The organism is Acutalibacter sp. JLR.KK004 (genome assembly GCF_036941085.1).
Classification (GTDB): Bacteria; Bacillota; Clostridia; order Oscillospirales; family Acutalibacteraceae; genus Acutalibacter.
On sequence record NZ_JAYMNQ010000003.1, the window covers coordinates 37,501 to 57,674 of the forward strand.

The window sequence follows — 20,174 nt, forward strand, 5'->3', positions numbered from 1 at the left end:
TCTTTAAAGAGCTTGACCCTAAAACCTTCAGCACCCGCCTGCGATACACTTGCAGGCGGGTGCTTGTTTTATTTTGCGTTCAGGTTTTCCTCTATGAAAGCCAGCAAGGGCTTTGCGCGCACTTCCTCTTTGTGTTCTTTATACCAACTATACGCTTCCTCCAGGCCCGTCCTCAGATCTCTGAGGGCAGGCATCAGCATTTGCTGGGCGCTCACCTCCAGGCTGTACGCATAGTTTAAGAAGGGAAAATAGCTGCGTTGGGGCACATCCCCCGGCACGGATATAGATGCAGGCTCCTTTCCCAGCGCTCCATAGCAAAGCTTAACCCATTCCGCAACCGTTACGGCCTTCGGATTGCCCACATTGTAAACCCGCTTCCGAGGCCGCTTTTCCAATAGCAGTTCCATAAAACGGCACAAATCCTCTATATGGAAAAACTGCAGGGGCAGCTTCCCCTCTCCAGGCAGGTAAAAAGGCCTGTCTTGCTCCGCGCAGTCAAAAACAAAAGCCTCCCGGTATACATTGTTCATGGGGCCGTAGAGATAAGGCGGCCGCAGGATATATGTCCCTGGGACTTTTCCTGCCAAAACCTTCTCCGCCTCTATCTTCCCCATGCCATAGCCGCCCCAGTGGATGTTCTCCCCTAAGGGCATATCCTCCTGGAAAGGCTGGGGCAGGGTTTGGGGATATACAGCGCTGGAGCTGACGAGGATATACTGATCAAATTCCCCCAAGCCTGCAAGGAGGTTCTCCACGTCTGCTCCGCTGTAGGCAGTGATGTCCAGCACTGCGTCAAATCGGTGGGGTTTAAGAATATCCCCCAAACTGTGCCGGTCAGCCTTCAGCAGGGTAACTCCCGGAACCTGAGGCCGGGTGCCACGGTTGAGGACAAACACCTCATGGCCCTTTTGGGCAAAATATTGGGCCGCATATTTGCTTACGAACACAGTGCCCCCTGTTACCAGAATTTTCATATCCTGCTCCTTTCCCTAACAGCATTATGTTCCAAACATAAAAAGCTTGGGCTACTTGGGATATATGCTTTCCATTGTCTCCAGGAATACTATTACAGCAAAAAATGCCTGCTTCGTTTCAAAAGCGTCACCGGGGCAAGCTGGGAAAGGTAAACCCGCTGCACCCCTTCTTCCGCGCACAGGATAAAAGATTTTGGCAGCTCTGCCGACACGTTTACCACCCGGCCCTCCTGCTGGGCCTTGGCCAGAAAAGACCGGGTGTGCTTGGACACTGTAGTGTTGTCCAGATCAAACACCCCGATAATGCTGCTGGTGCGCACTACTGTATCCTGTCCCAGATGCAGATACACAGCTTATACCTCCTCTGTTTCCACACAGCCCCCTTCCACCCGGAAGCGCCTGCCTGTTTCCATCAGGCTGACAGTTTCCGGGCTGCAGCAGGTGATGAAAACCTGCCTGCCATGCAGATGGTTTAAAAGATAATCCTGGCGGCTCCCGTCCAGCTCGCTCATCACGTCATCCAAAAGCACCACTGGCGTTTCCCCGGTCAGTTGGGAAAGGGCCTCTGCCTCTGCCAGCTTTAGGGCTAAAACCGCGCTGCGCTGCTGCCCCTGGGATCCAAAGGATCGGGCTGAAACCCCATTTAAGCGCACCTCCAAATCGTCCCGATGCGGCCCAGCGGTGGTGAAGCCTGCCCGGATGTCTGCCCGCCGGGTGCGGGAGAGTTCTGTGAGAAGGGCCTGCTCTGCCTGCTGGCGGGTGATATCCCCTTCCATTTTCACAGAAGGGGCATAAAAAACCTCCAGTTCCTCCCGGCCCTTGGAAATGCCGCTGTAAATTTCCGCAAGCTTCGGGGAAAGCCGCTGAACATAGGCCCAGCGCTCTGCCGTCACCTCGCCCCCCAGCTTTGCAAAGCGGGCGTCCCACACATCCAGGGTATCCGCAAGCTCTGGAAAGCGCACCAAATCTTTCAAAAGGGCATTGCGCTGGAGCAGCGCCCGCTGGAAAACGCTTAAAAGCCCTGCATAGCCGGGCTTTAACTGGCACAATGCCCCGTCTATGAAATTCCGGCGGCGGGAAGGCCCTTCCTTAACCAGCAGCAGGTGCTCCGGGGAAAAGATAACCCCCCGCACCTTCCCCACCAGGGCGGATCCCGTCTTTTTCTTCACCCCGTTTATCACAGAACTGCGCCGCCCGTTCTCAATGTGCAAAGAAGCCGCCTGCATACGGCCCTCGCTGTAAAATTCCAAGGAGAGGGAAGCCCGGGGGCTGTTCCCCTCTCCTGTTTCCATGAGCCGGGGCAGCTCCCCGTCTTTGGAACCCCGAAAGGAATGTCCCCCTGTAAATAGCCATAAGGCCTCTAAAAGGTTTGTCTTGCCCTGGGCGTTGCCGCCGTAAATCACGTTGACTCCCTGGCAGGGAAGCAGTTCTGTGTCAGACAGGTTCCGGAAATTTTCTGTTGTAAGGCGTGTAATATACATAACGCATCCCTTTCCTGCCGGAGGGCGGCCCTGAGGGCTTTGCCCTCAAACTCCCACAACCCCTTTTTAAAAGAAGGGGATCCATCCCCTGTGGGAATGGTTGACCCGAAAACAAATTTTATCCTTTTCATTTTCCCACGCAGAACGTGGAAAAAACCTCATCCACAATTTCTTCTGCCGCGTTCTCCCCGGTAAGGGCATAGAGGGCGGAAAGGGCCTCTTCCACGCACACTGTAACCGCGTCTAAAGTCATGCCCATTTTCAAAGCGCTGGCTCCTTCCTCCAAAGCTGCCTTGGCCCGGGCCGCGTCTGCCCGCTGGCGCTCTGTGGAAAGGATGCCTGCCGCAGGATTAAAATCCGCTGTGCCCAGCACCTGCCCAATTGCCTTTTCCAGTTCGGAAAGGCCCTGGCCCGTTGCCGCTGAAATGCAGGCTGTGTGTGCAAAGCTTTCCTCAATTTTCTGCTGTATGCCGGAAGAAGGCAGGTCTGTTTTATTGATAACGGCAATAGAGCGCGTTTTTTCCAAAGTTTCAATAAGGGCAGCGTCCTCCTCTGCAAGGGGCTGGGAGGAATCGAACACTGCCAGCACAAGCTGGGCTGTACCCATGCGCTCCCGGGCGGCCTGCACGCCGATTTGCTCCACTGGATCCTCTGTTTCCCGCAGTCCGGCTGTGTCTGCAAGGCGCAGGGGCACGCCGCCTACCAGCACGGTTTCCTCAATAATGTCCCGGGTAGTGCCGGGATATTCTGTGACAATCGAGCGGCTGCACCCGGCAAGCAGATTCATCAGGGTAGACTTCCCTGCGTTGGGCCTGCCGCAGATCACTGTGTCCACCCCTTCCCGGAAGGCCTTCCCCTGCTCAAAGCCCCGCAGCAAAGCGGAAAGCGCCTGGATATATCCCTCCAGGGCCTCCAGCAAAGGCTTGTTTTCCACCTCCGGCACATCCTCATCGGGGAAATCCGCCCAGGCGGCAAGCTGTGCCGCCGTCCCCTTCAGGCTTTCCCGCATCCCCCTCATTTTCCGGGACAGCGCCCCGCCGCTGGCGGCCTGGGCCGCCCGGGCAGCCTGCTCGCCGCTGGCGCCGATAAGCTGCATAACAGCTTCCGCCTGGGCCAAATCCATCTTCCCGTTGAGATAGGCCCGCCGGGTAAATTCCCCCGGCCCCGCCGGCACAGCCCCAGAAGCAAGCACCTCCCGCAGCAGCCGGCGGGTAACATACAGCCCGCCATGGCAGGAAAGCTCCGCCACATCCTCCCCTGTATAGCTTTTGGGAGCGCGGAACACCAAAGCCACCACGTCATCCAATTTTTCCCCGTCCTGCGTAAAAGCCCCGCCAAGCCTGGCGGTATATCCCCTGGCCTCAGAAAGGGATCCGCCGTTTTTGGCCTTAAAAACTCTGTCCGCTATTAAAAGCGCTTCCGGGCCAGAGACGCGCACAATGCCGATTCCCCCGGGAGCTTCCGCCGTAGAAATGGCGGCAATGGTTTTTTCCAGGTGCATCAGGTTTTCCTTCCTTTCATGCCCTCATAAATTCATGGAAAAGGGGCTTGCCCATAGGCCGCCCCTTGTAAACTCTATTTTTTAACCTCAATTTTCCCGTAGATAGGCGCGCCGGGATCGTCAGACTTAGGCCCCTCCGCCCGGGGGGCAGGGCTTTGCTGGGGAGATCTGCCGGGACGAGGCCCCCTGCGATCCCGGTCAAAGTTCCTGCGACCGCCGTTCTGGCCCCTGCGGCTGTCCCTGCGCTGGGGGCGCTCGCCGCCCTCAGGCCCTATCACCACATGCCGGCCCAAATCCTCTCCTTCGCTCCAGGACTTAGCGCCCTCCACAGACTGGACAGCCGTATGGATAATGCGCCGCTCGTAGGGGTTCATAGGCTCCAAAGAGGAATTGCGCCCGGATTTCACAGCGCGGTATGCCATTTTGCGGCCCAGGGCCTCCAGGGTTTCTTTGCGCTTTTCCCGGTAATTCCCTACGTCCAGGGTCAGGCGGAAATAAGCCCCTTCCACATGGTTTGCCACCAGGGAGGAAAGATACTGCAAAGCGTCCAGGGTTTCCCCCCGGTGCCCGATAATAAAGCCTAAATCCTCGCCGCTCAAGGTAAGGGCCGCGCCGCTTTCCTCCTCGCGCACCTCAATGCCCACATCCGGCAGGCCCATGGCTGCCAGCACGCTTTGCAGGTACTGGGTGGCTTCTGTTACAGGATCATGCACATCCGGCTCCTCAATATAGGCCCGCACCTTAGCAGGACTGCCGCCAAAAAGGCCCAGGGTTTTCTTGGTGGGCATTTCCAGGATATCGCATTCCGCCTCGGTGGTGTCCACACCCAGCTCCCGGCAGGCGTTAGCAAAAGCTATTTCTACAGTCTCGCCCTTTGCGATTGCTTCTCTTGTCATGTCAAGCACTCCTTTTACTGGATAACGGCTCAAATCCCGCTTACTTTTTACTTCCCATATAGGAGGTGGTATCTCCTGAGGAAGAGCTTTTTTTCTTCTTTTTCCCTTTATTCTGCTGCCTTGCCCCTTCTTTGGCCTCTGCCTGCTGGGGGGACTGCGCCAGCTTATCCGCTATCTGCTTCTGGGCAGAGGCGGAAAGGGGACGCACCGCAGCCTCCGCCTCATAGAGGGATGCCGCGCGGCGGGCCTCCGCCATAGCGGTCATATGGTTGACGCTGAAGAACTTGTTTGTAATAAGGGTCTGCAAAAAGCCTGCCAGAGAGGAAATAACCCAGTAAAGGCCTACAGCCGCCGGGAAAATGTACGACCAGTATACGCTCATCAAAGGCAGCGCATACATCATCACCTTCATGCAGCCCTGCTGCTGGCCCTGGGGCGCGCCGGTTGCGCGCATGGTATAAAACTGGAAGGCAAAGCTTGTCACCAGGGAGAGTACCGGGATTATCCACAAAAGGGAAGCAAAGCCGCTGCCCTGGGGGGTGGAGAGCAAATCCAGGCCGCAGAAGCGGAAGCCCTGGGAGAAAAACTCAATTTTCGCCACATCCGCCTGGGTAAACATGGTCAGGTTATCCCGGAGCACGTCAAAATTCCGGATGATTTCCAACTCCGTATAGCCTCCCAGAGAGACAACCCCAGGGATTTTCGAGATATAATCCGTTGCGAGGGCCACCGTCTCACTGGCAATGTGCAGGGTATTGGAGAGGGGATACGCTACAGAGTAGAATATACCCAGCATGATGGGGAAGGGGAGCAGGGTAGTAAGGCACCCGCTGCTGGGGTTTACTCCCTCCTTCTCATAGATCTTCATCAGCTCATCATTATATTTCTGCTTATTGTTGGCATACTTTTTCTGCAGTTCCCGCTGCTTTTCCGCAAGCTTTGCCTGGGAAGCCATGCTTCTCTGCTGCTTCAGGCTCATGGGGAACATGACGATCTTTAAGATAACGGTAAACAGGATAATAGCTATGCCATAGTTTTTAAAGATGGTGTATAGAAACCAGAGCAGGTAGCCAAGGATGCTTCCAAAAAAATTAAATATTCCCATGTGCTTTTAAAGATCCCTTCTTTATCTTCCTTTTTGGCGGGCTTTCTTCCCTTGTCCATTATAAAGGAAACCGCGCGTACTGTAAACATCAAAATTGAGATTATTTCTGCCTTTTTTGCTTTTCCTTCTTTTCCGGCACCGGATCATACCCGCCCCGGCCCCAGGGGTTGCACCGCAGAACCCGCCACAGCGTAAGCGCCCCGCCTTTTAAAGCGCCGAAGCGTTCCACCGCCTCCAGGCCATACTGGGAGCAGGTGGGGATAAACTTGCAGGTAGGCCCGGCCTTATGGGAGGAGATATAGGCCCTGTAAAAGCGGATAAGCCCTAAGAGGGCTGCTTTCAGCATGGCTTTTCCCCTTCCTCCAGGATACCGGCAGCCATAAGCTGCCTTTCCATATGCCTCTGCACCTGGGTGCTTTTGGCGGCAGGCGTGCGGCCCCGGGCCACAAACACCAGATCATACCCCGGCTTTACCCGGCCAATAAGCCCCCGGTATGCCTCCCGCAGTACCCGGCGGGCGCGGCTGCGCACCACAGCGTTCCCGATTTTTTTGCTGGTGGTAATGCCCACCCGGGTACAGCCTAGGCGGTTCTTCAGCACATAAGCCACCAAAAGGGGGGACACATGGCTTTTTCCCCTTTTATAAGCCCTGCGGAAATCATTGTTGCGCGTGATGGGGAGTATCTTTTCCATAAAAACCGCCATGACATAACAAGAATAGGTAAAGAGAGTGCCGGCTTCCCTGCCGGCAGGAAAAAAGCATAAACAAAGAAAGGCCACACCAGGGTGACCTTTAAGGGCATAAGGCTCAGGCGGCAGGAACTTAAAACCCCACATCCGCCAAAATACTCTGTCTCTGGAACTTGCCGGAAAGGGGCAGAAATCCCCTGCTCAGGCCGCCCTGCTGGGTTAATAAGAAAGACGTGCTCTGCCTTTTGCCCTGCGGCGTGCAAGCACCTTGCGCCCGTTCCTGTCGGACATTCTTTTCCGGAAGCCATGCTCCTTCTTCCTGTGAAGCTTCTTGGGCTGATAGGTTCTCAGCATAGGTAAACCCCTCCTTTCGGGCTGCTTTCCCTTGCAATTTAGCATTATACCTTACATCCGCCCTTTATGTCAACACAATTTTTTCCCTTACCCAGGAGAAAAAAGGTTTTTTTGCGGGGGTTTCCCGCTTTTCCCCTGTTCCTCTTCAAAATCTGCCCGCCATTCGCGGCTTTTCTCCTTTTCCACACAGGATATTGTGTATGTGGAAAAAACAAGGAAGCGCGCAAAAAAATTTGAAAAAGAAACTGCCGTATGGTATACTGGTATATATTTCGGGAAATTACATCCCCAGCGCCGGGAGAAGCCCTGCAAAGGCTTTTCCCTGGGTGAAGGCGCTTTTTCGGGGGATAGCTTTGGAGGGTATGACTTTTGGATTCTTTTGAGCAAGCTTGGGAGCTGATTTGCGAATACTGCAAGTCCCAGATAACGGGCGTGGCCTATAAAACCTGGTTCAGCAGTTTAAAGCCCGTATCCCTTGATTTTGAAAACAATGTGGCCACCATTGAGGCTCCCAACGAGTTTCACATGCAGACCCTGCTGCGGGGCTATGCGGATGTGCTGAACAGGGCCTTTGAGTCCGTTTTCGGCGCGCCTATCCAGCTTTCCCTGGTGGTGCCCCAGGCAGACGCTCCTGCAAAACAGGAAACCCCGGCGCCGGATGACGACAGCTATGAGCTGACCTTCGACACTTTTGTGGTAGGCCCGTCCAACCGTTTTGCCCACGCGGCCTGTCAGGCTGTGGCGGCAAAGCCTGCCCTCCTGTACAATCCCCTCTTTATTTACGGGAACTCCGGCCTGGGGAAAACCCACCTGCTTTCCGCTGTCTCCAAGGAGTTTATGCGGAACTTCCCGGATCGCAGCGTGGTGTATGTCAAAAGCGAGGACTTCACGAATGAAATTATAGACGCCATTGCCCGGGGCACCACTGCTGCCCTGCGGGCCAAATACCGCAGTGCGGATCTGCTGCTGATAGACGACGTGCAGTTCATCGCCGGGAAAAACTCCACCCAGGAGGAATTCTTCCACACCTTCAACACCCTGCACGAGGCGAAAAAGCAGATTATCCTCACCTCGGACAGGCCTCCTAAAGACATTGCCACCCTGGAGGACAGGCTGAAAACCCGCTTTGAGTGGGGCCTGACGGCAGATATCCAGCCGCCGGACTATGAGACAAGGATCAGCATTATCAACAGGAAAGCCGCTTCCATGGATTTCACCATTCCGGAAAATGTCAGCGAATATATTGCCAACCGCCTGAAAAGCAATGTGCGACAATTAGAAGGGGCGGTTAAGAAGCTGCGGGCCTTCCACCTGCTGGAAAACAAGCCCATCAATGTGGCTACAGCCCAGTCAGCCATCAGCGACATTATGAACAACAGCCAGCCCACCCCTGTCACAGTGGACAAGATTATTGAAGAGGTAGCCCGCACTTATCTGGTGGCCCCGGAGGACATCCGCTCCCAAAAGCGCAATTCTGTGATTTCCACTGCCCGGCAGGTTTCCATTTATATTGTGCGGGAAATTACCCAGATGTCCATGGTGGAAATCGGCCAGACCTTTGGCGGGCGGGATCACTCTACTATTGTATATGCCCTGCGCCAGATGGAGTCAAAGCTGGAGCGGGATCCCCGCACCCGGGACACAGTAGACGATATCATTAAAAACATCCGCAGCCGCTAGGAGGCCTCCGGTGACCAAAGGCCCCCCTTGGAACCCGCTTATAGAGAATCATTTTCTTAAGAATCCCATCCGGATAAGGCTTCCTGCCCCCTGGAAAACTTTCCACAATCCCAAAAAGCCGGGACAAGCTTTTCCACAGTTTCCACCACATTCCACTAACAGCGTATAAACAGGCCGTGGAAAATAACTTTCCCTTTCCACAAGCCGCAAAATCATTCCACATGGGCTTTTGGAAAATCTTGAGAGAGCAAACCGCGCTGTCATGCCAAATTTTCCCTTTTTCCACTTTTCCACAGCCCCTACTATTACTTCTAAATCTACACATATAAAGAAAGAATAGGAGAAGGGATTTCCTTCTTACAGCGGGAAAAGGACTTCAAGTGGAAAACTGCCGGGTAGGCGTATACGAAAAGGCGGAATGCTGTTCCTGGATAAAAGCAGGCAATGAAATTTTATTATAGAGAGAAGGGCTATGCGTTTATGAAATTTACCGTACAGAAAAGCCACATCACAGAAGCTGTGTCCAACATTCAGCGGGCAGTCTCCACGAAAACCTCCATTCCCGCCTTAGAGGGCATCCTGCTCTCTGCCGGGGAAGGGGAGCTGGAGCTTTGCGCTTATGATTTAGAGCTGGGCATCACCACTACTATTCCCGCCCAGGTAGAGGAACCGGGAAAGTCTGTGCTCAGTGCCAAGATATTTTCCGATATTGTGCGCCGCACCCCAGATGATTCTATTACAGTAGCCGTAGACGAGAAAAACATGGCTTCCATTGAAAGCGGTTACAGCTTGTTTTCCATTATCGGCATCCCTGCTGTGGAGTTCCCAGAGCTTCCCAAGCTGACAGACGCCACTGCCATTCAGCTTCCCGCTCATGTGCTGAAAAGCATGATCCGGCAAACTGTGTTTGCCGTAGCAGAAAGCGATGCTAAACCTATCCACCAGGGAAGCCTGTTCAGCCTGGAGGGCGGCAGGCTGGACGTAGTGTCTGTAGACGGCTACCGCTTAGCCAAGCGCACAGAGCAGGTGGATTTTGACGCGGATCTTTCCTTTGTGGTGCCAGGGAAAACCCTTTCCGAGCTTTTGCGGCTTTTAAAGGACGCGGAGGAATCTGTCTCCATATCTGTAGGCAGCAGGCATATTTTATTCAATGCCGATCACTATACCGTTATTTCCAGCCTGCTGGAAGGGGAATTTTTAAATTACAAGGCGGCTATTCCCGCGGATGGCAAAACCGAGGTGGTCATGCGCACCCGGGAGGCCATTGAGAGCGTGGAGCGTGTTTCCCTCTTGATTACAGACAGGCTGAAAAGCCCAATCCGTTGTATGTTCTCCCAGAATGAAATCAAGCTGTTGTGTACAACCTCCATGGGCCGGGCAAGCGACCAGTTGGAGGTAAACCTGACCGGAGACGATGTGGAAATCGGCTTTAATAACCGTTATCTGCTGGACGCACTGCGCAATACAGAGTGCGACGAGGTCCGGGTGCAGTTAAGCGGGCCTTTAAGCCCTATGAAAGTTATGCCCAAGGAAGGGGAAAGCTTCTTGTTTCTGGTGCTGCCAGTGCGCTTGAAGAACGATTGATTGTAAAAAGGCGGCTCCTTTGGGGCCGCTTTTTTTGCAGTGGGTTTTAGAATCAACTTTTTTGAAAAAGCATTTGCGGAGTGCGGGGCGGTTGCCATGAGCCGTCAGGGCGGCAGGTGAGAAGCGTCTCGCGGCTTTCAAAGAAAGGAAAGATACATTTGGAAACTATTCAGATAACAACAGAATTTATCCGCCTGGATTCCTTTTTAAAGCTGACAGGCATGGTAGACACAGGCGGCCAGGCTAAATTTGTAATACAAGGCGGCGAAGTGGAGGTAAATGGAGATATCTGCACTATGCGGGGCAAAAAGCTGCGTCCTGGTGACGCGGTTTCTTATGGGGGAAAAAGTTTTGCAGTGGCAGCGGAATAGCAGTGCTGGAACTGCCTTTGAAAGGAGGCGCAGCTATGACTTATGAGGCGGGGACTATAGATGTGGCAGTTGTGGGTGCAGGCCACGCGGGAATCGAAGCGGGCCTTGCCGCCGCCCGGCTGGGGGCACATACAGTAGTATTCACCATCAACCTGGACGCTGTGGGAAACTGCCCCTGCAACCCCAGCATTGGCGGTACGGCAAAGGGGCACTTGGTGCGGGAAATAGACGCTCTGGGTGGGGAGATGGGCCGGACGGCAGACGCCTGCACTTTACAGAGCCGAATGCTGAACCTGGGTAAAGGTCCGGCTGTCCATTCGCTCCGTGCCCAGATAGACCGGAACCAGTATGCCCAAATTATGAAGCATAAACTGGAGCAGTGCCCAAACCTGGAGTTGAAGCAGGGAGAAGTGGTGGATTTGCGCCGGGAAGGGGAGGTCTGGCTGCTGACCACCCGGCTGGGGGCCGTATACCGTGCTGGAGCTGTCATCCTCTGCACAGGCACCTTTTTAGGCGGTAAAATCTTTGTGGGAGAGGTGTCCTATGAAAGCGGCCCCGACGGCATGTTCCCCTCTGCCTTTCTGCCCGATTCCCTGCGCAGGCTGGGGATTTCCCTGCGCAGGTTTAAAACGGGCACTCCTGCCCGGGTGCTGAAATCTTCCATCGACTTCAGCGGCCTGGAGGTGCAGCTTGGAGACGAGCCAGTGGTGCCCTTCTCCTATGATACGGAAGAGCCGCTTCAGAATAAGACAGTCTGCCACATCAGTTGGACAAATGACAAGACAAAGCAGGTTATTCTGGAAAATATCCGGCGTTCCCCTCTCTACGGGGGCATGATAGAAGGCATTGGCCCCCGGTATTGCCCCAGCATTGAGGATAAAATCATGCGCTTCCCGGATAAACCCCGCCATCAGCTTTTTATTGAGCCTTGCGGCCTGCACACAGAGGAAATGTATTTGCAGGGCATGAGTTCTTCCCTGCCTGAGGAAGTCCAGCAGGCTTTTTATCAGACTATCCCTGGTTTGGAGCGGGTGCAGATTATGCGCACAGCCTATGCTATTGAGTATGACTGCTGCGATCCCTTAGAGTTAGATGCGTCTTTGGAGTTCCGGGCATTTCCCGGCCTTTATGGAGCAGGGCAGTTTAATGGCAGTTCCGGCTATGAGGAAGCTGCCGCCCAAGGCTTAGTAGCAGGAATTAACGCGGCTCGGAAACTCCAGGGGAAGGATCGGCTAGTACTGGACAGGGCCGGATCCTATATTGGCACGCTGATTGACGATTTAATCACCAAAGGGGCAAGCGATCCCTACCGGATGATGACCTCCCGTTCGGAATACCGTCTGGTGCTGCGCCAGGACAATGCTGACGAGCGGCTAACCCCTATAGGCCGGGAAATCGGCCTGATATCCGACAGCCGCTGGGAACGCTTTACCAGAAAGCAGGAACAGAAAAAGGCTGAGTTGAAGCGTGCCCTTTCCACCACCCTGCCGCCCAGCGAAGCCCTGAACAGCATACTTGTTTCACGTGAAACATCCCCTGTCGCCACAGGGGTGCGCCTGGCGGATTTGCTGCGCAGGCCTCAAATCACCTATGCGGATTTAGAGCCGGTAGATCCAACCCGTCCCAGCCTGCCTTATGCTGTGCTGGAAAATGTGGAGATTGAGTTGAAATACGAGGGGTATATCCGCAGGCAAAAGGCTTCCATTGAAGAAATGCGGCGGCTGGAGAAAAAAGCTCTGCCCAGGAATATGGATTACGCCGGCTTAAAGGGCCTGCGCCTGGAAGCGGTAGAAAAGCTGAATCAGGTGCAGCCTGAGAACATTGGGCAGGCAGGTCGGATTTCTGGCGTAAGCCCGGCAGATATTTCTGTGCTGCTCATCTGGCTGGCATCTGAAAATGGAAAGGCAAGGGAGGAATGAAGCATGGCGGAAGACATCCGCGGCCTGCTGCGGCAGCGGGCAAAGGACATGGGCATAAAGCTGGGAGAAAGGCAGGCTGAAGCTTTCCAGCGTTATATGGAACTTTTGTTGGAATGGAATGAAAAAGTAAACCTGACCGCTATTACAGAACCAAAAGAAATTGTGGAAAAGCATTTTCTGGACAGCTTAAGCCTGCTGCCGGCATGTTCTATAAAGCAAGGGGCAAAGGTGATAGACGTAGGCACTGGGGCGGGATTTCCCGGCATTCCTCTGAAAATTATGCGGCCTGACATTCATCTTACCTTGCTGGACAGCTTAAATAAGCGTTTGATTTTTCTGGAAGAAGTTTGCAAAGCTTTAGGCCTTTCCAGCACCCGTATTCATAAACGGGCGGAGGAAGCGGGCCTGGATAAAAAGCTGCGGGAAAGCTTTGATATGGCAACAGCCCGGGCTGTTGCCCCTCTGCCTGTGCTTTGTGAATACTGCCTGCCTTTGGTAAAGATGAAAGGCTTCTTTATAGCCATGAAAGGCCCTGGAGCAGGGGAGGAGCTGGCAGCGGCTGGAAACGCCCTGCATATTCTGGGAGGTGATGAAGTGAGGCTGGCGCCAGTAACAGAATTTGATGCCGGGGAGCGGAATTTGATTGTAGTGCAGAAAAAAAGCTTTACTCCCAAAGGGTATCCCCGTCATGGCGGCACCATCACCAAACATCCCTTGTAAAGGGGAATATCAGGCAAGCTAGATTCATATTTTTTGACAGTGATAAAAATACAGGGAAAGGATTGATACCGGACGCAGAAAGGCCCTTCCTTTTTCTTTATGCGTATCCTGTATCATAATGGCAAATAGCATGAAGTATAGTATGCGGGAAGCCATTGCTTCCGATGTAGAGGCAATGGATAAAGTTATGCAGGTTATCAGCGAGAAAAGCACGAATCTGGAAAAAATGGCAAGCTTAATAGAAAAGCTGCGGCAGGATCCCCAGAAATACCTGCTGGCAGCCTTTGACCCCGAAACAGGCACTCTCTGCGGCAGTCTGCTGGGAGTAGTTTTTGAAGATATCTGCGATGACGGCAGGCCCATCCTGCTGATAGAGAATGTGGCGGTGCTGGAAGCTTATCAGGGAAAAGGCGTGGGCAGGCAGATGTTTGCAGAAATTGAACGCTGGGGCAGGGAAATGGACTGCCACTATGAAATCCTTGTCTCCGGCCTGGAACGGGCAGGCGCCCACAAGTTTTATCATGCCCTGGGCTTTATAGAGGCAAAAGGCTTTAAAAAATACCTGTAATTTTTTTCCAGCCGACATTTTTCAGCAAACCATGCATGTCTTTCGTGATAGAATAAAGACACGAAAGGGGGGCGGCAGATGTTTTTTAAGGACAAGCTTAAGCTGATGAAACTGCCTACAGCCAAAATCCAGCCAAACCCCTCCCAGCCCAGAAAGGTGTTCCAGGAAGAAGAACTGAAAGGCCTGGCCCAGAGCATTATAGAAAACGGCCTTTTGCAGCCGGTGACAGTGCGCCGGGAAAACGGCACGTATTATCTGGTGGCAGGGGAAAGGCGGCTGCGCGCCTGCAAGCTGGCCGGGATAAAAGAAATCCCTGCTATCCTGGCGGACTGCGAGCCAGAGGACAGCGCGGTTTTGGCCCTGCTGGAAAATGTCCAGCGCCGGGACTTGCAAATGTTCGAGCAGGCCGCTGCCATTGCAAGCCTCTTGCGGGAGTGGAACATAACCCAGGAGGAGGCCGCAAGGCGCCTGGGTATGAGCCAGTCATATCTGGCAAATAAGGTGCGGCTTTTAAAGCTGAGCGCTGAGGAACAGCATGACATACTTGCAAACAACCTGACAGAGCGCCACGCAAGGGCGCTGCTGCGTATAGACGATATAGAGATAAGGCGGAAAATCCTGCATACGGTTATTGCCCGGGGACTGAACGTTTCCCAAACAGAAGCCCTTGTGGCGGAATCTATGAAGCCAAAAGAGCAAAAGGGTAAAGCAAGGCGAACCTTTGTGGCAAAAGATATCCGGCTCTTTATCAACACCATCGACCACGCGGTGGACGCTATGAAAACCGCGGGCATCCAGGCGCACACAGAAAAGAAGGAAACCGAGGAGTACATCGAGTGTACAGTGCGCATTCCTAAATTAACCAGAGTACAAGTTTAACCCATTCCCTTATTCATTTCCCACAGAGAAGGCCGGGGCAGCAATGCCGCGGCTTTCTTGCTTTTTTATCGTAAACGCACTTAAAAATCGGTACATCCCAATTTTTAAGTTGAACGGCTGAGCCGCCTGGTTCAAAAGAGGTATTCTGCCTCTTTTGAACTGCGTGAACTATAAACTCCTTATGCGCTCCTCCGCAAACAACAGGAAATTTCTCCTGCCGCCAGCATGTTTCACATGAAACATTTTTGAAAAAATAAGGGAGAAAGCCAGTTTCGGGCTTTCAAAATGGCAGAAATTGTGGTATCATAAGAGAACGGGAAAATTCCCGCCACAAAAAGAAAGGGGCATTTCATGGGGAAGATTATTTGCGCGGCAAACCAGAAGGGCGGCGTGGGGAAAACCACCACAGCCGTAAATCTGGCGGCGGCGCTGGGAAGTATGAAGAAAAAGGTTCTGCTGGCAGATACAGACCCCCAGGGCAATTCCACCAGCGGCGTAGGCGTGGATAAACGGAACTGCACTGCAAGCATATATGACGTGATGATAAACGGCGCAAAGGCTAAAGACGCCATTGTGCAGACGGAATTCGAGGGCCTGTGGCTTCTGCCCTCCACCATGGATCTGGCTGCGGCGGAACTGGAGCTTGCAAACATGGAAAACCGGGCGGTCAAATTAAAGGAAGCCCTGGACAGCGTGCGGGGGGAATATGATTATGTGATTATCGACTGCCCTCCTTCTTTAGGCCTTATCACTATCAACGACTTAAGCTGTGCAGACACAGTGCTCATTCCTATCCAGTGTGAGTTTTACGCTCTGGAAGGGCTTTCCCAGCTTATAAACACAGTGCGCCGGGTAAAGCGGCAGTATAACGAGCGCCTGGAGCTGGAAGGCGTGCTGCTCACCATGTATGACGGGCGCTTAAACCTCACCCAGCAGGTGGTGGAGGAAGTGAAGAAATTCTTCCCCCGCAAGGTTTTCAAAACTGTCATACCCAGGGCTGTCCGTCTGTCCGAGGCCCCGGGCTTTGGGCAGCCAGTGCTGTACTATGATAAAAATTCCCGGGGCGCCAAAGCTTACGGGGAGTTGGCCCAGGAAATCATAAAGAGCAAGGTGTAAGAATGCTGGCCCGGATGCCAAGAGAAAAGGAGATGGTTCGCCATATGAAAAAAAGGGGACTGGGAAAGGGCTTTGAGACAATCTTTGCGGAAAATACAGCGGAGAGCGCCGAGGGCACTGTCGCCGTAAAACTCAGCGAGATAGAGCCAAACCGGGACCAGCCCAGAAAAGAGTTTGACAGTGAAGCCCTTTCCGAGCTGGCAGATTCCATTGCCCAGCATGGGGTGCTGCAGCCCCTGCTGCTGCGGCCCATGGTCACAGGGGGATACCGCATCGTGGCAGGCGAGCGCCGCTGGCGGGCAGCGCGGATGGCAGGTATCAGCGAGGTGCCGGCAGTTATCCGGGAGATGACAGACGCGGAGGAAATGCTCTTTGCCCTGATTGAAAATCTGCAGCGGGAGGATTTAAGCCCCCTGGAAGAAGCCAGAGGGTATCAAACCCTGATAGATGTGCAGGGTTTCACCCAGGAGGAAGTCTCCCAGACCGTAGGCAAATCCCGCCCTGCCGTAACAAATTCCCTGCGGCTTTTAAACCTTCCGGAGGATGTGCAGGAGATGCTGGAAAGAGGGGAGATTACAGCAGGCCACGCCCGCACGCTGTTAAGCTTTAAAACCCCGGAGGCCATGCGGCTAGGGGCGGAAAAAGCAAAGGAGGGCGCTTCTGTGCGGGAGCTGGAAAACCTTTCCAAGCGCCTGCAGGAACAGCCTGCCAGCAAAAAAACGCCTGCTGTGAAGAAAAATCAGTATTATGAAGAAGCCCAGTTAGCAGTAGGCCAGTGCCTGAACCGAAAGGTAAAGGTGGCGGGCAATAAGAAAAAAGGAATGCTGACCATTGAATTTTACGGGGAAGAGGATTTAAAGAACCTCCTGTCAGATTTAAAGCTGCAAGAATCCCAGGAATAACCAAATATAAATAAAGCTCAAATCTCAGTTTTTTGGTCAAGCTTTTTTTCAAAAAAGCTTGCAGGGTTTGGGACGGAGTCCCAAGGTCTTAAAAGAGGAAAGGAGAAAAGAAAATGCTGGATATAAAACTGGTACGCACCAGCCCGGAGCTGGTAAAGGAAAACATGCGAAAGAAATTCCAGGAGGACAAGCTGCCCTTAGTAGACGAGGTGCTGGAACTGGACGCAGCCTTCCGGGCTTCCAAGGCCCGGGGCGATGAACTTCGCCAGCAGCGCAACCTTATCAGCAAGGAAATCGGCAAGCTGATGGGCCAGGGCAAAAAAGAGGAGGCCGAAGAAACCAAGAAAAAGGTGCAGGCCATTGCTGGGGAACTGCAGGAAATGGAAGAAAAGGAAGCCCAGATGAGCGAGGAAATCCGCAAGCGCATGCTGGTAATCCCCAACATCATTGACAGCTCCGTTCCCATCGGCCGGGATGACAGCGAAAACGTAGAGCTGGAAAAATTTGGCGATCCAGTGGTGCCGGACTATGAAATCCCCTACCATACCGATATTATGGAAAAATTCAGCGGCATCGACCTGGACAGCGCCCGGAAAACCAGCGGCAACGGTTTTTATTACCTGATGGGAGATATTGCCAGGCTTCATTCCGCTGTGCTGTCCTATGCCCGGGATTTCATGATCAGCAAGGGCTTCACCTACTGCATCCCTCCCTTTATGATCCGCAGCGACGTAGTAACAGGGGTCATGAGCTTTGCGGAAATGGAAAATATGATGTATAAGATAGAAGGGGAGGATCTCTACCTCATCGGCACCAGCGAACACTCCATGATAGGCAAATTCATCGACACCATCCTGCCAGAGGATGCCCTGCCCCAAACCCTCACCAGCTATTCCCCCTGCTTCCGCAAGGAGGTAGGCGCTCATGGTATTGAGGAACGGGGTGTATACCGGGTACATCAGTTTGAAAAGCAGGAAATGATCGTGGTGTGCAAGCCCGAAGACAGCATGGCATGGTATGAAAAAATGTGGAACTATACGGTAGAGCTGTTCCGCTCTATGGATATTCCTGTCCGCACCCTGGAGTGCTGCTCCGGTGATCTGGCAGACCTAAAGGTGAAGAGCGTGGACATTGAAGCCTGGTCCCCCCGGCAGAAGAAATATTTTGAGGTGGGAAGCTGTTCCAACCTGGGAGACGCCCAGGCCCGACGGCTGGGCATCCGCATCAAGGGAAAAGACGGCAATTATTTTGCCCATACCCTGAATAACACCGTAGTTACGCCTCCCCGTATGCTCATTGCTTTCCTGGAAAATAATCTCCAGGCCGACGGCTCCGTCAAAATCCCCCAGCCCCTCCAGATGTATATGGGCGGCCAGTCCCAGATTAAGTGACCAGCTTTGCCGGGATGTCTAAGATCGTGGGACTTCGTCCCACACCCTACAAGCCTTTTTGAGAAAAAGGCTTGACCTAAAAACCTTTATAAAAATCCCCCTTGGGACCTTTAGGCCCTGAGGGGGATTTTTATGGAAGTTCTTAATCAACTTTCTTTCAAGAAAGTTGCAGAGTGCGAGACAGAGTCTCGCGGCCTTAAGCACCCCCAGCAGGGCTGATCACTTAGCCCGGACAGGCAGCCAAACGCCGCTTTCGTAGTCGTTGGGAGAAGAATCAGGGCAGCAATCCATGGAATACCACTCCAGGTTGATGGGCATAGAGGGTTCATAGTCCGGGTTCCCGGGAAGCCACTCGGAAAATACCTTGGTGTTCACAGCCTGCAAAGCCCCGGGCAGCGGCCCCACGCAGCGGAACTTTGCCCAGTCCGCGGCAGGCACATGGATGGTAGCCATCCCCAGGGGCACAGGCCCGCCCTTATATATCCCTCCAATCATGTAGAAGAACCTTCCCTCGGCAAAACCCTGAAAGCAGGCGCCAAATTCCCCTATTTTGTGGTCGAATATAGCTTTCTCTACCTCATTCTGTGTTTCATGCCGAGAAGAGCTGGATGCCAGCGCCATCACCTCGTCCCAGAACTTAGGGATTTTCCCATAAGAAGTTTCGTGCTGGAACTCCCGGATAAAGCCAATCAGCTCAAATCCGTCCATCTTTTCAATCTTGTAATCCATTTCGTTTCCTCCTTGTATTTCAATTTTTACCGTAAGAGGCAGGAAAGGCTTGATTGCCCTGGAATTCTTCCGCACCTGGGTAGGCGGCAGGCCGTGGAAACGGGTGAAAGCCTTTGTAAAGCTTTCAGGGGTGTCGTAGCCATATTTATAAGCCGTCTCCAAAACCGTGCCGCTGCCAGAGAGCACGTCCAGCGCCGCCAGGTACAGCCTGCGGCAGCGCAAGTATTCCCCCAGGGTGTATCCTGTTACCATGCGGAACCCGTGCTGTAAATAGAAAGGGGAGATGTGTACCGCCTGTGCCACGTCTGCCGGCCCGATATCCTCCATCAAATTTTTTTCCATATAGGCGATAGCGCCCCGCAGGCATTCTGTCCATTCCATAGGCTCGCTCCTTCCCGCAACGCGGTATGCTTCAATTTTGCACCAGCGGGCTGTTTAAAATCCGGAATTTCCTCTCCCCGTCCCAAATCTTGCAAAGAGCCTGGAAATTCCCGTCCGGGTCGGTAAGCAGCTCCGCCAGGGCATCCAGTTCCCGAAGCTCCCCTTCTGTCAATTTATCCAGCCTGCCGTCCAGATAGGCGGGCAGAAAGGTATAAGGTATCTCGTGGTTCATCAGGGCGTGGAAGTCATATACCAGATAGCGCACCAGTGCCGGGATCCCGCAGGTCCCCAGCCCATCCGCATAGAGATACCGCCTGCCATCCGCTTCCCCCCGCCGTACAGCCAGATAAGCCGCAGCGGCCCAGTCAAAGCTGTCCCCTGGCATGTCGTATTGGCAGAGGGGCATGCCGCACTCCTCGTAGAAGCCGTCCGCGTCAAAGGTGACCCAGCGCCCTTCTTTTTCTCTGTAAACCTGGTTGATCCAGTGGTCCATGCTCGCGCCCTCCTGGAAATAGGGCGCGAACCCTGCCCGGCTCCTGGCAGGGATGCCTTTGGCTTTCAGGATGGCGCTCATGAGCACAGAGACATAGCGGCAGGTCACCACCAGCTTGTGCTCCACCTGCCTGCCCCCTATAAAGCCCCGCCCATCCAGCCGAAACAGCTCCGCCGCCATTGCCGCGGCCGTGGGGAACAGGTCGTCCTCACAGCGCATCCGGTGCCAAGGGTAGCGCTCCATATCGCCGTACAGGAGGGTGGCATTGGCGTTCCGGTTTCCCTGCGCCAGCGTCACCCGGTGTATCACCTGTCCGCACACCAGCCTGCCAAGGGCAGGTATGTCATCAGGCAGGGAGCGGAAGCATTCCCCATAGGCCCCGGCATAGGTAAAAGGCCCGGTTTCCCGGTAGTGTTCCAAAATTCGTCTGTCCATACGCA

21 protein-coding genes are annotated in these 20,174 nt (G+C 53.8%); 10 read left to right on the top strand and 11 right to left on the bottom strand.

What is annotated here, in order from left to right; all coding sequences use genetic code 11:
• Nucleotides 1-68: 68 nt before the first annotated feature.
• The 9 genes from VSQ30_RS17955 to rpmH all read right to left on the bottom strand — a co-directional run bounded on the left by VSQ30_RS17955 (nt 69) and on the right by rpmH (nt 7,001).
• Complete coding sequence (locus VSQ30_RS17955) at nt 69-974, bottom strand: NAD-dependent epimerase/dehydratase family protein (protein WP_334466140.1); 906 nt, start codon at nt 972-974, stop codon at nt 69-71.
• A gap of 92 nt (nt 975-1,066) precedes the next feature.
• On the bottom strand, nt 1,067-1,324 hold the full coding sequence (gene remB / locus VSQ30_RS17960; RefSeq protein ID WP_334466143.1) for an extracellular matrix regulator RemB: 258 nt from the start codon (nt 1,322-1,324) through the stop codon (nt 1,067-1,069).
• A 3-nt stretch (nt 1,325-1,327) separates the two neighbouring features.
• On the bottom strand, nt 1,328-2,455 hold the full coding sequence (gene recF, locus VSQ30_RS17965) for a DNA replication/repair protein RecF (protein ID WP_334466145.1): 1,128 nt from the start codon (nt 2,453-2,455) through the stop codon (nt 1,328-1,330).
• Nucleotides 2,456-2,582: 127 nt separating this feature from the next.
• Nucleotides 2,583-3,956, bottom strand: a complete 1,374-nt coding sequence (gene mnmE / locus VSQ30_RS17970; protein ID WP_334466148.1) for a tRNA uridine-5-carboxymethylaminomethyl(34) synthesis GTPase MnmE — start codon at nt 3,954-3,956, stop codon at nt 2,583-2,585.
• Nucleotides 3,957-4,030: 74 nt separating this feature from the next.
• On the bottom strand, nt 4,031-4,852 hold the full coding sequence (gene jag / locus VSQ30_RS17975) for an RNA-binding cell elongation regulator Jag/EloR (RefSeq protein WP_334466151.1): 822 nt from the start codon (nt 4,850-4,852) through the stop codon (nt 4,031-4,033).
• A gap of 40 nt (nt 4,853-4,892) precedes the next feature.
• Nucleotides 4,893-5,957, bottom strand: a complete 1,065-nt coding sequence (yidC, locus tag VSQ30_RS17980; protein WP_334466153.1) for a membrane protein insertase YidC — start codon at nt 5,955-5,957, stop codon at nt 4,893-4,895.
• A gap of 100 nt (nt 5,958-6,057) precedes the next feature.
• Nucleotides 6,058-6,303 carry a membrane protein insertion efficiency factor YidD gene (gene yidD / locus VSQ30_RS17985; RefSeq protein WP_334466156.1) on the bottom strand — a complete coding sequence of 82 codons (246 nt, stop codon included), beginning with the start codon at nt 6,301-6,303 and terminating at the stop codon, nt 6,058-6,060.
• On the bottom strand, nt 6,297-6,650 hold the full coding sequence (gene rnpA / locus VSQ30_RS17990; protein ID WP_160642878.1) for a ribonuclease P protein component: 354 nt from the start codon (nt 6,648-6,650) through the stop codon (nt 6,297-6,299). The genes yidD and rnpA overlap by 7 nt, the downstream gene beginning before the upstream one ends.
• A gap of 216 nt (nt 6,651-6,866) precedes the next feature.
• Nucleotides 6,867-7,001 carry a 50S ribosomal protein L34 gene (gene rpmH, locus VSQ30_RS17995; protein ID WP_009064849.1) on the bottom strand — a complete coding sequence of 45 codons (135 nt, stop codon included), beginning with the start codon at nt 6,999-7,001 and terminating at the stop codon, nt 6,867-6,869.
• 369 nt (nt 7,002-7,370) lie between these two features.
• On the opposite strand from rpmH, the gene dnaA reads away from it, so the two are divergent.
• From dnaA to serS, 10 genes are all read left to right on the top strand, one after another.
• A complete protein-coding gene (gene dnaA / locus VSQ30_RS18000; protein WP_160642877.1) occupies nt 7,371-8,681 on the top strand; it encodes a chromosomal replication initiator protein DnaA in 1,311 nt (436 codons plus the stop codon).
• Between the two features lie 480 nt (nt 8,682-9,161).
• A complete protein-coding gene (gene dnaN, locus VSQ30_RS18005) occupies nt 9,162-10,265 on the top strand; it encodes a DNA polymerase III subunit beta (RefSeq protein ID WP_160642876.1) in 1,104 nt (367 codons plus the stop codon).
• A 158-nt stretch (nt 10,266-10,423) separates the two neighbouring features.
• Nucleotides 10,424-10,636 (top strand): RNA-binding S4 domain-containing protein, encoded by a 213-nt coding sequence (locus VSQ30_RS18010; protein ID WP_334466163.1) that lies wholly within the window; start codon nt 10,424-10,426, stop codon nt 10,634-10,636.
• A gap of 35 nt (nt 10,637-10,671) precedes the next feature.
• Nucleotides 10,672-12,555 (top strand): tRNA uridine-5-carboxymethylaminomethyl(34) synthesis enzyme MnmG, encoded by a 1,884-nt coding sequence (gene mnmG, locus VSQ30_RS18015; RefSeq protein ID WP_334466166.1) that lies wholly within the window; start codon nt 10,672-10,674, stop codon nt 12,553-12,555.
• A gap of 3 nt (nt 12,556-12,558) precedes the next feature.
• The gene (gene rsmG, locus VSQ30_RS18020; RefSeq protein WP_334466169.1) at nt 12,559-13,275 is read left to right on the top strand and encodes a 16S rRNA (guanine(527)-N(7))-methyltransferase RsmG; all 717 of its coding nucleotides are present in this window, start codon (nt 12,559-12,561) and stop codon (nt 13,273-13,275) included.
• A gap of 130 nt (nt 13,276-13,405) precedes the next feature.
• A complete protein-coding gene (locus VSQ30_RS18025; protein ID WP_334466172.1) occupies nt 13,406-13,843 on the top strand; it encodes a GNAT family N-acetyltransferase in 438 nt (145 codons plus the stop codon).
• Between the two features lie 78 nt (nt 13,844-13,921).
• Nucleotides 13,922-14,722 carry a ParB/RepB/Spo0J family partition protein gene (locus VSQ30_RS18030; RefSeq protein ID WP_334466175.1) on the top strand — a complete coding sequence of 267 codons (801 nt, stop codon included), beginning with the start codon at nt 13,922-13,924 and terminating at the stop codon, nt 14,720-14,722.
• A 351-nt stretch (nt 14,723-15,073) separates the two neighbouring features.
• The gene (locus tag VSQ30_RS18035) at nt 15,074-15,838 is read left to right on the top strand and encodes a ParA family protein (protein WP_334466177.1); all 765 of its coding nucleotides are present in this window, start codon (nt 15,074-15,076) and stop codon (nt 15,836-15,838) included.
• Between the two features lie 44 nt (nt 15,839-15,882).
• On the top strand, nt 15,883-16,740 hold the full coding sequence (locus VSQ30_RS18040) for a ParB/RepB/Spo0J family partition protein (RefSeq protein ID WP_160642869.1): 858 nt from the start codon (nt 15,883-15,885) through the stop codon (nt 16,738-16,740).
• 113 nt (nt 16,741-16,853) lie between these two features.
• Nucleotides 16,854-18,131 carry a serine--tRNA ligase gene (serS, locus tag VSQ30_RS18045; protein ID WP_334466182.1) on the top strand — a complete coding sequence of 426 codons (1,278 nt, stop codon included), beginning with the start codon at nt 16,854-16,856 and terminating at the stop codon, nt 18,129-18,131.
• A gap of 219 nt (nt 18,132-18,350) precedes the next feature.
• On the opposite strand, the gene VSQ30_RS18050 is transcribed toward serS, so the two are convergent.
• Nucleotides 18,351-19,241 (bottom strand): AraC family transcriptional regulator, encoded by an 891-nt coding sequence (locus tag VSQ30_RS18050; protein WP_334466184.1) that lies wholly within the window; start codon nt 19,239-19,241, stop codon nt 18,351-18,353.
• Between the two features lie 31 nt (nt 19,242-19,272).
• Nucleotides 19,273-20,169 carry a transglutaminase-like domain-containing protein gene (locus VSQ30_RS18055; protein WP_334466187.1) on the bottom strand — a complete coding sequence of 299 codons (897 nt, stop codon included), beginning with the start codon at nt 20,167-20,169 and terminating at the stop codon, nt 19,273-19,275.
• Nucleotides 20,170-20,174 lie beyond the last annotated feature (5 nt).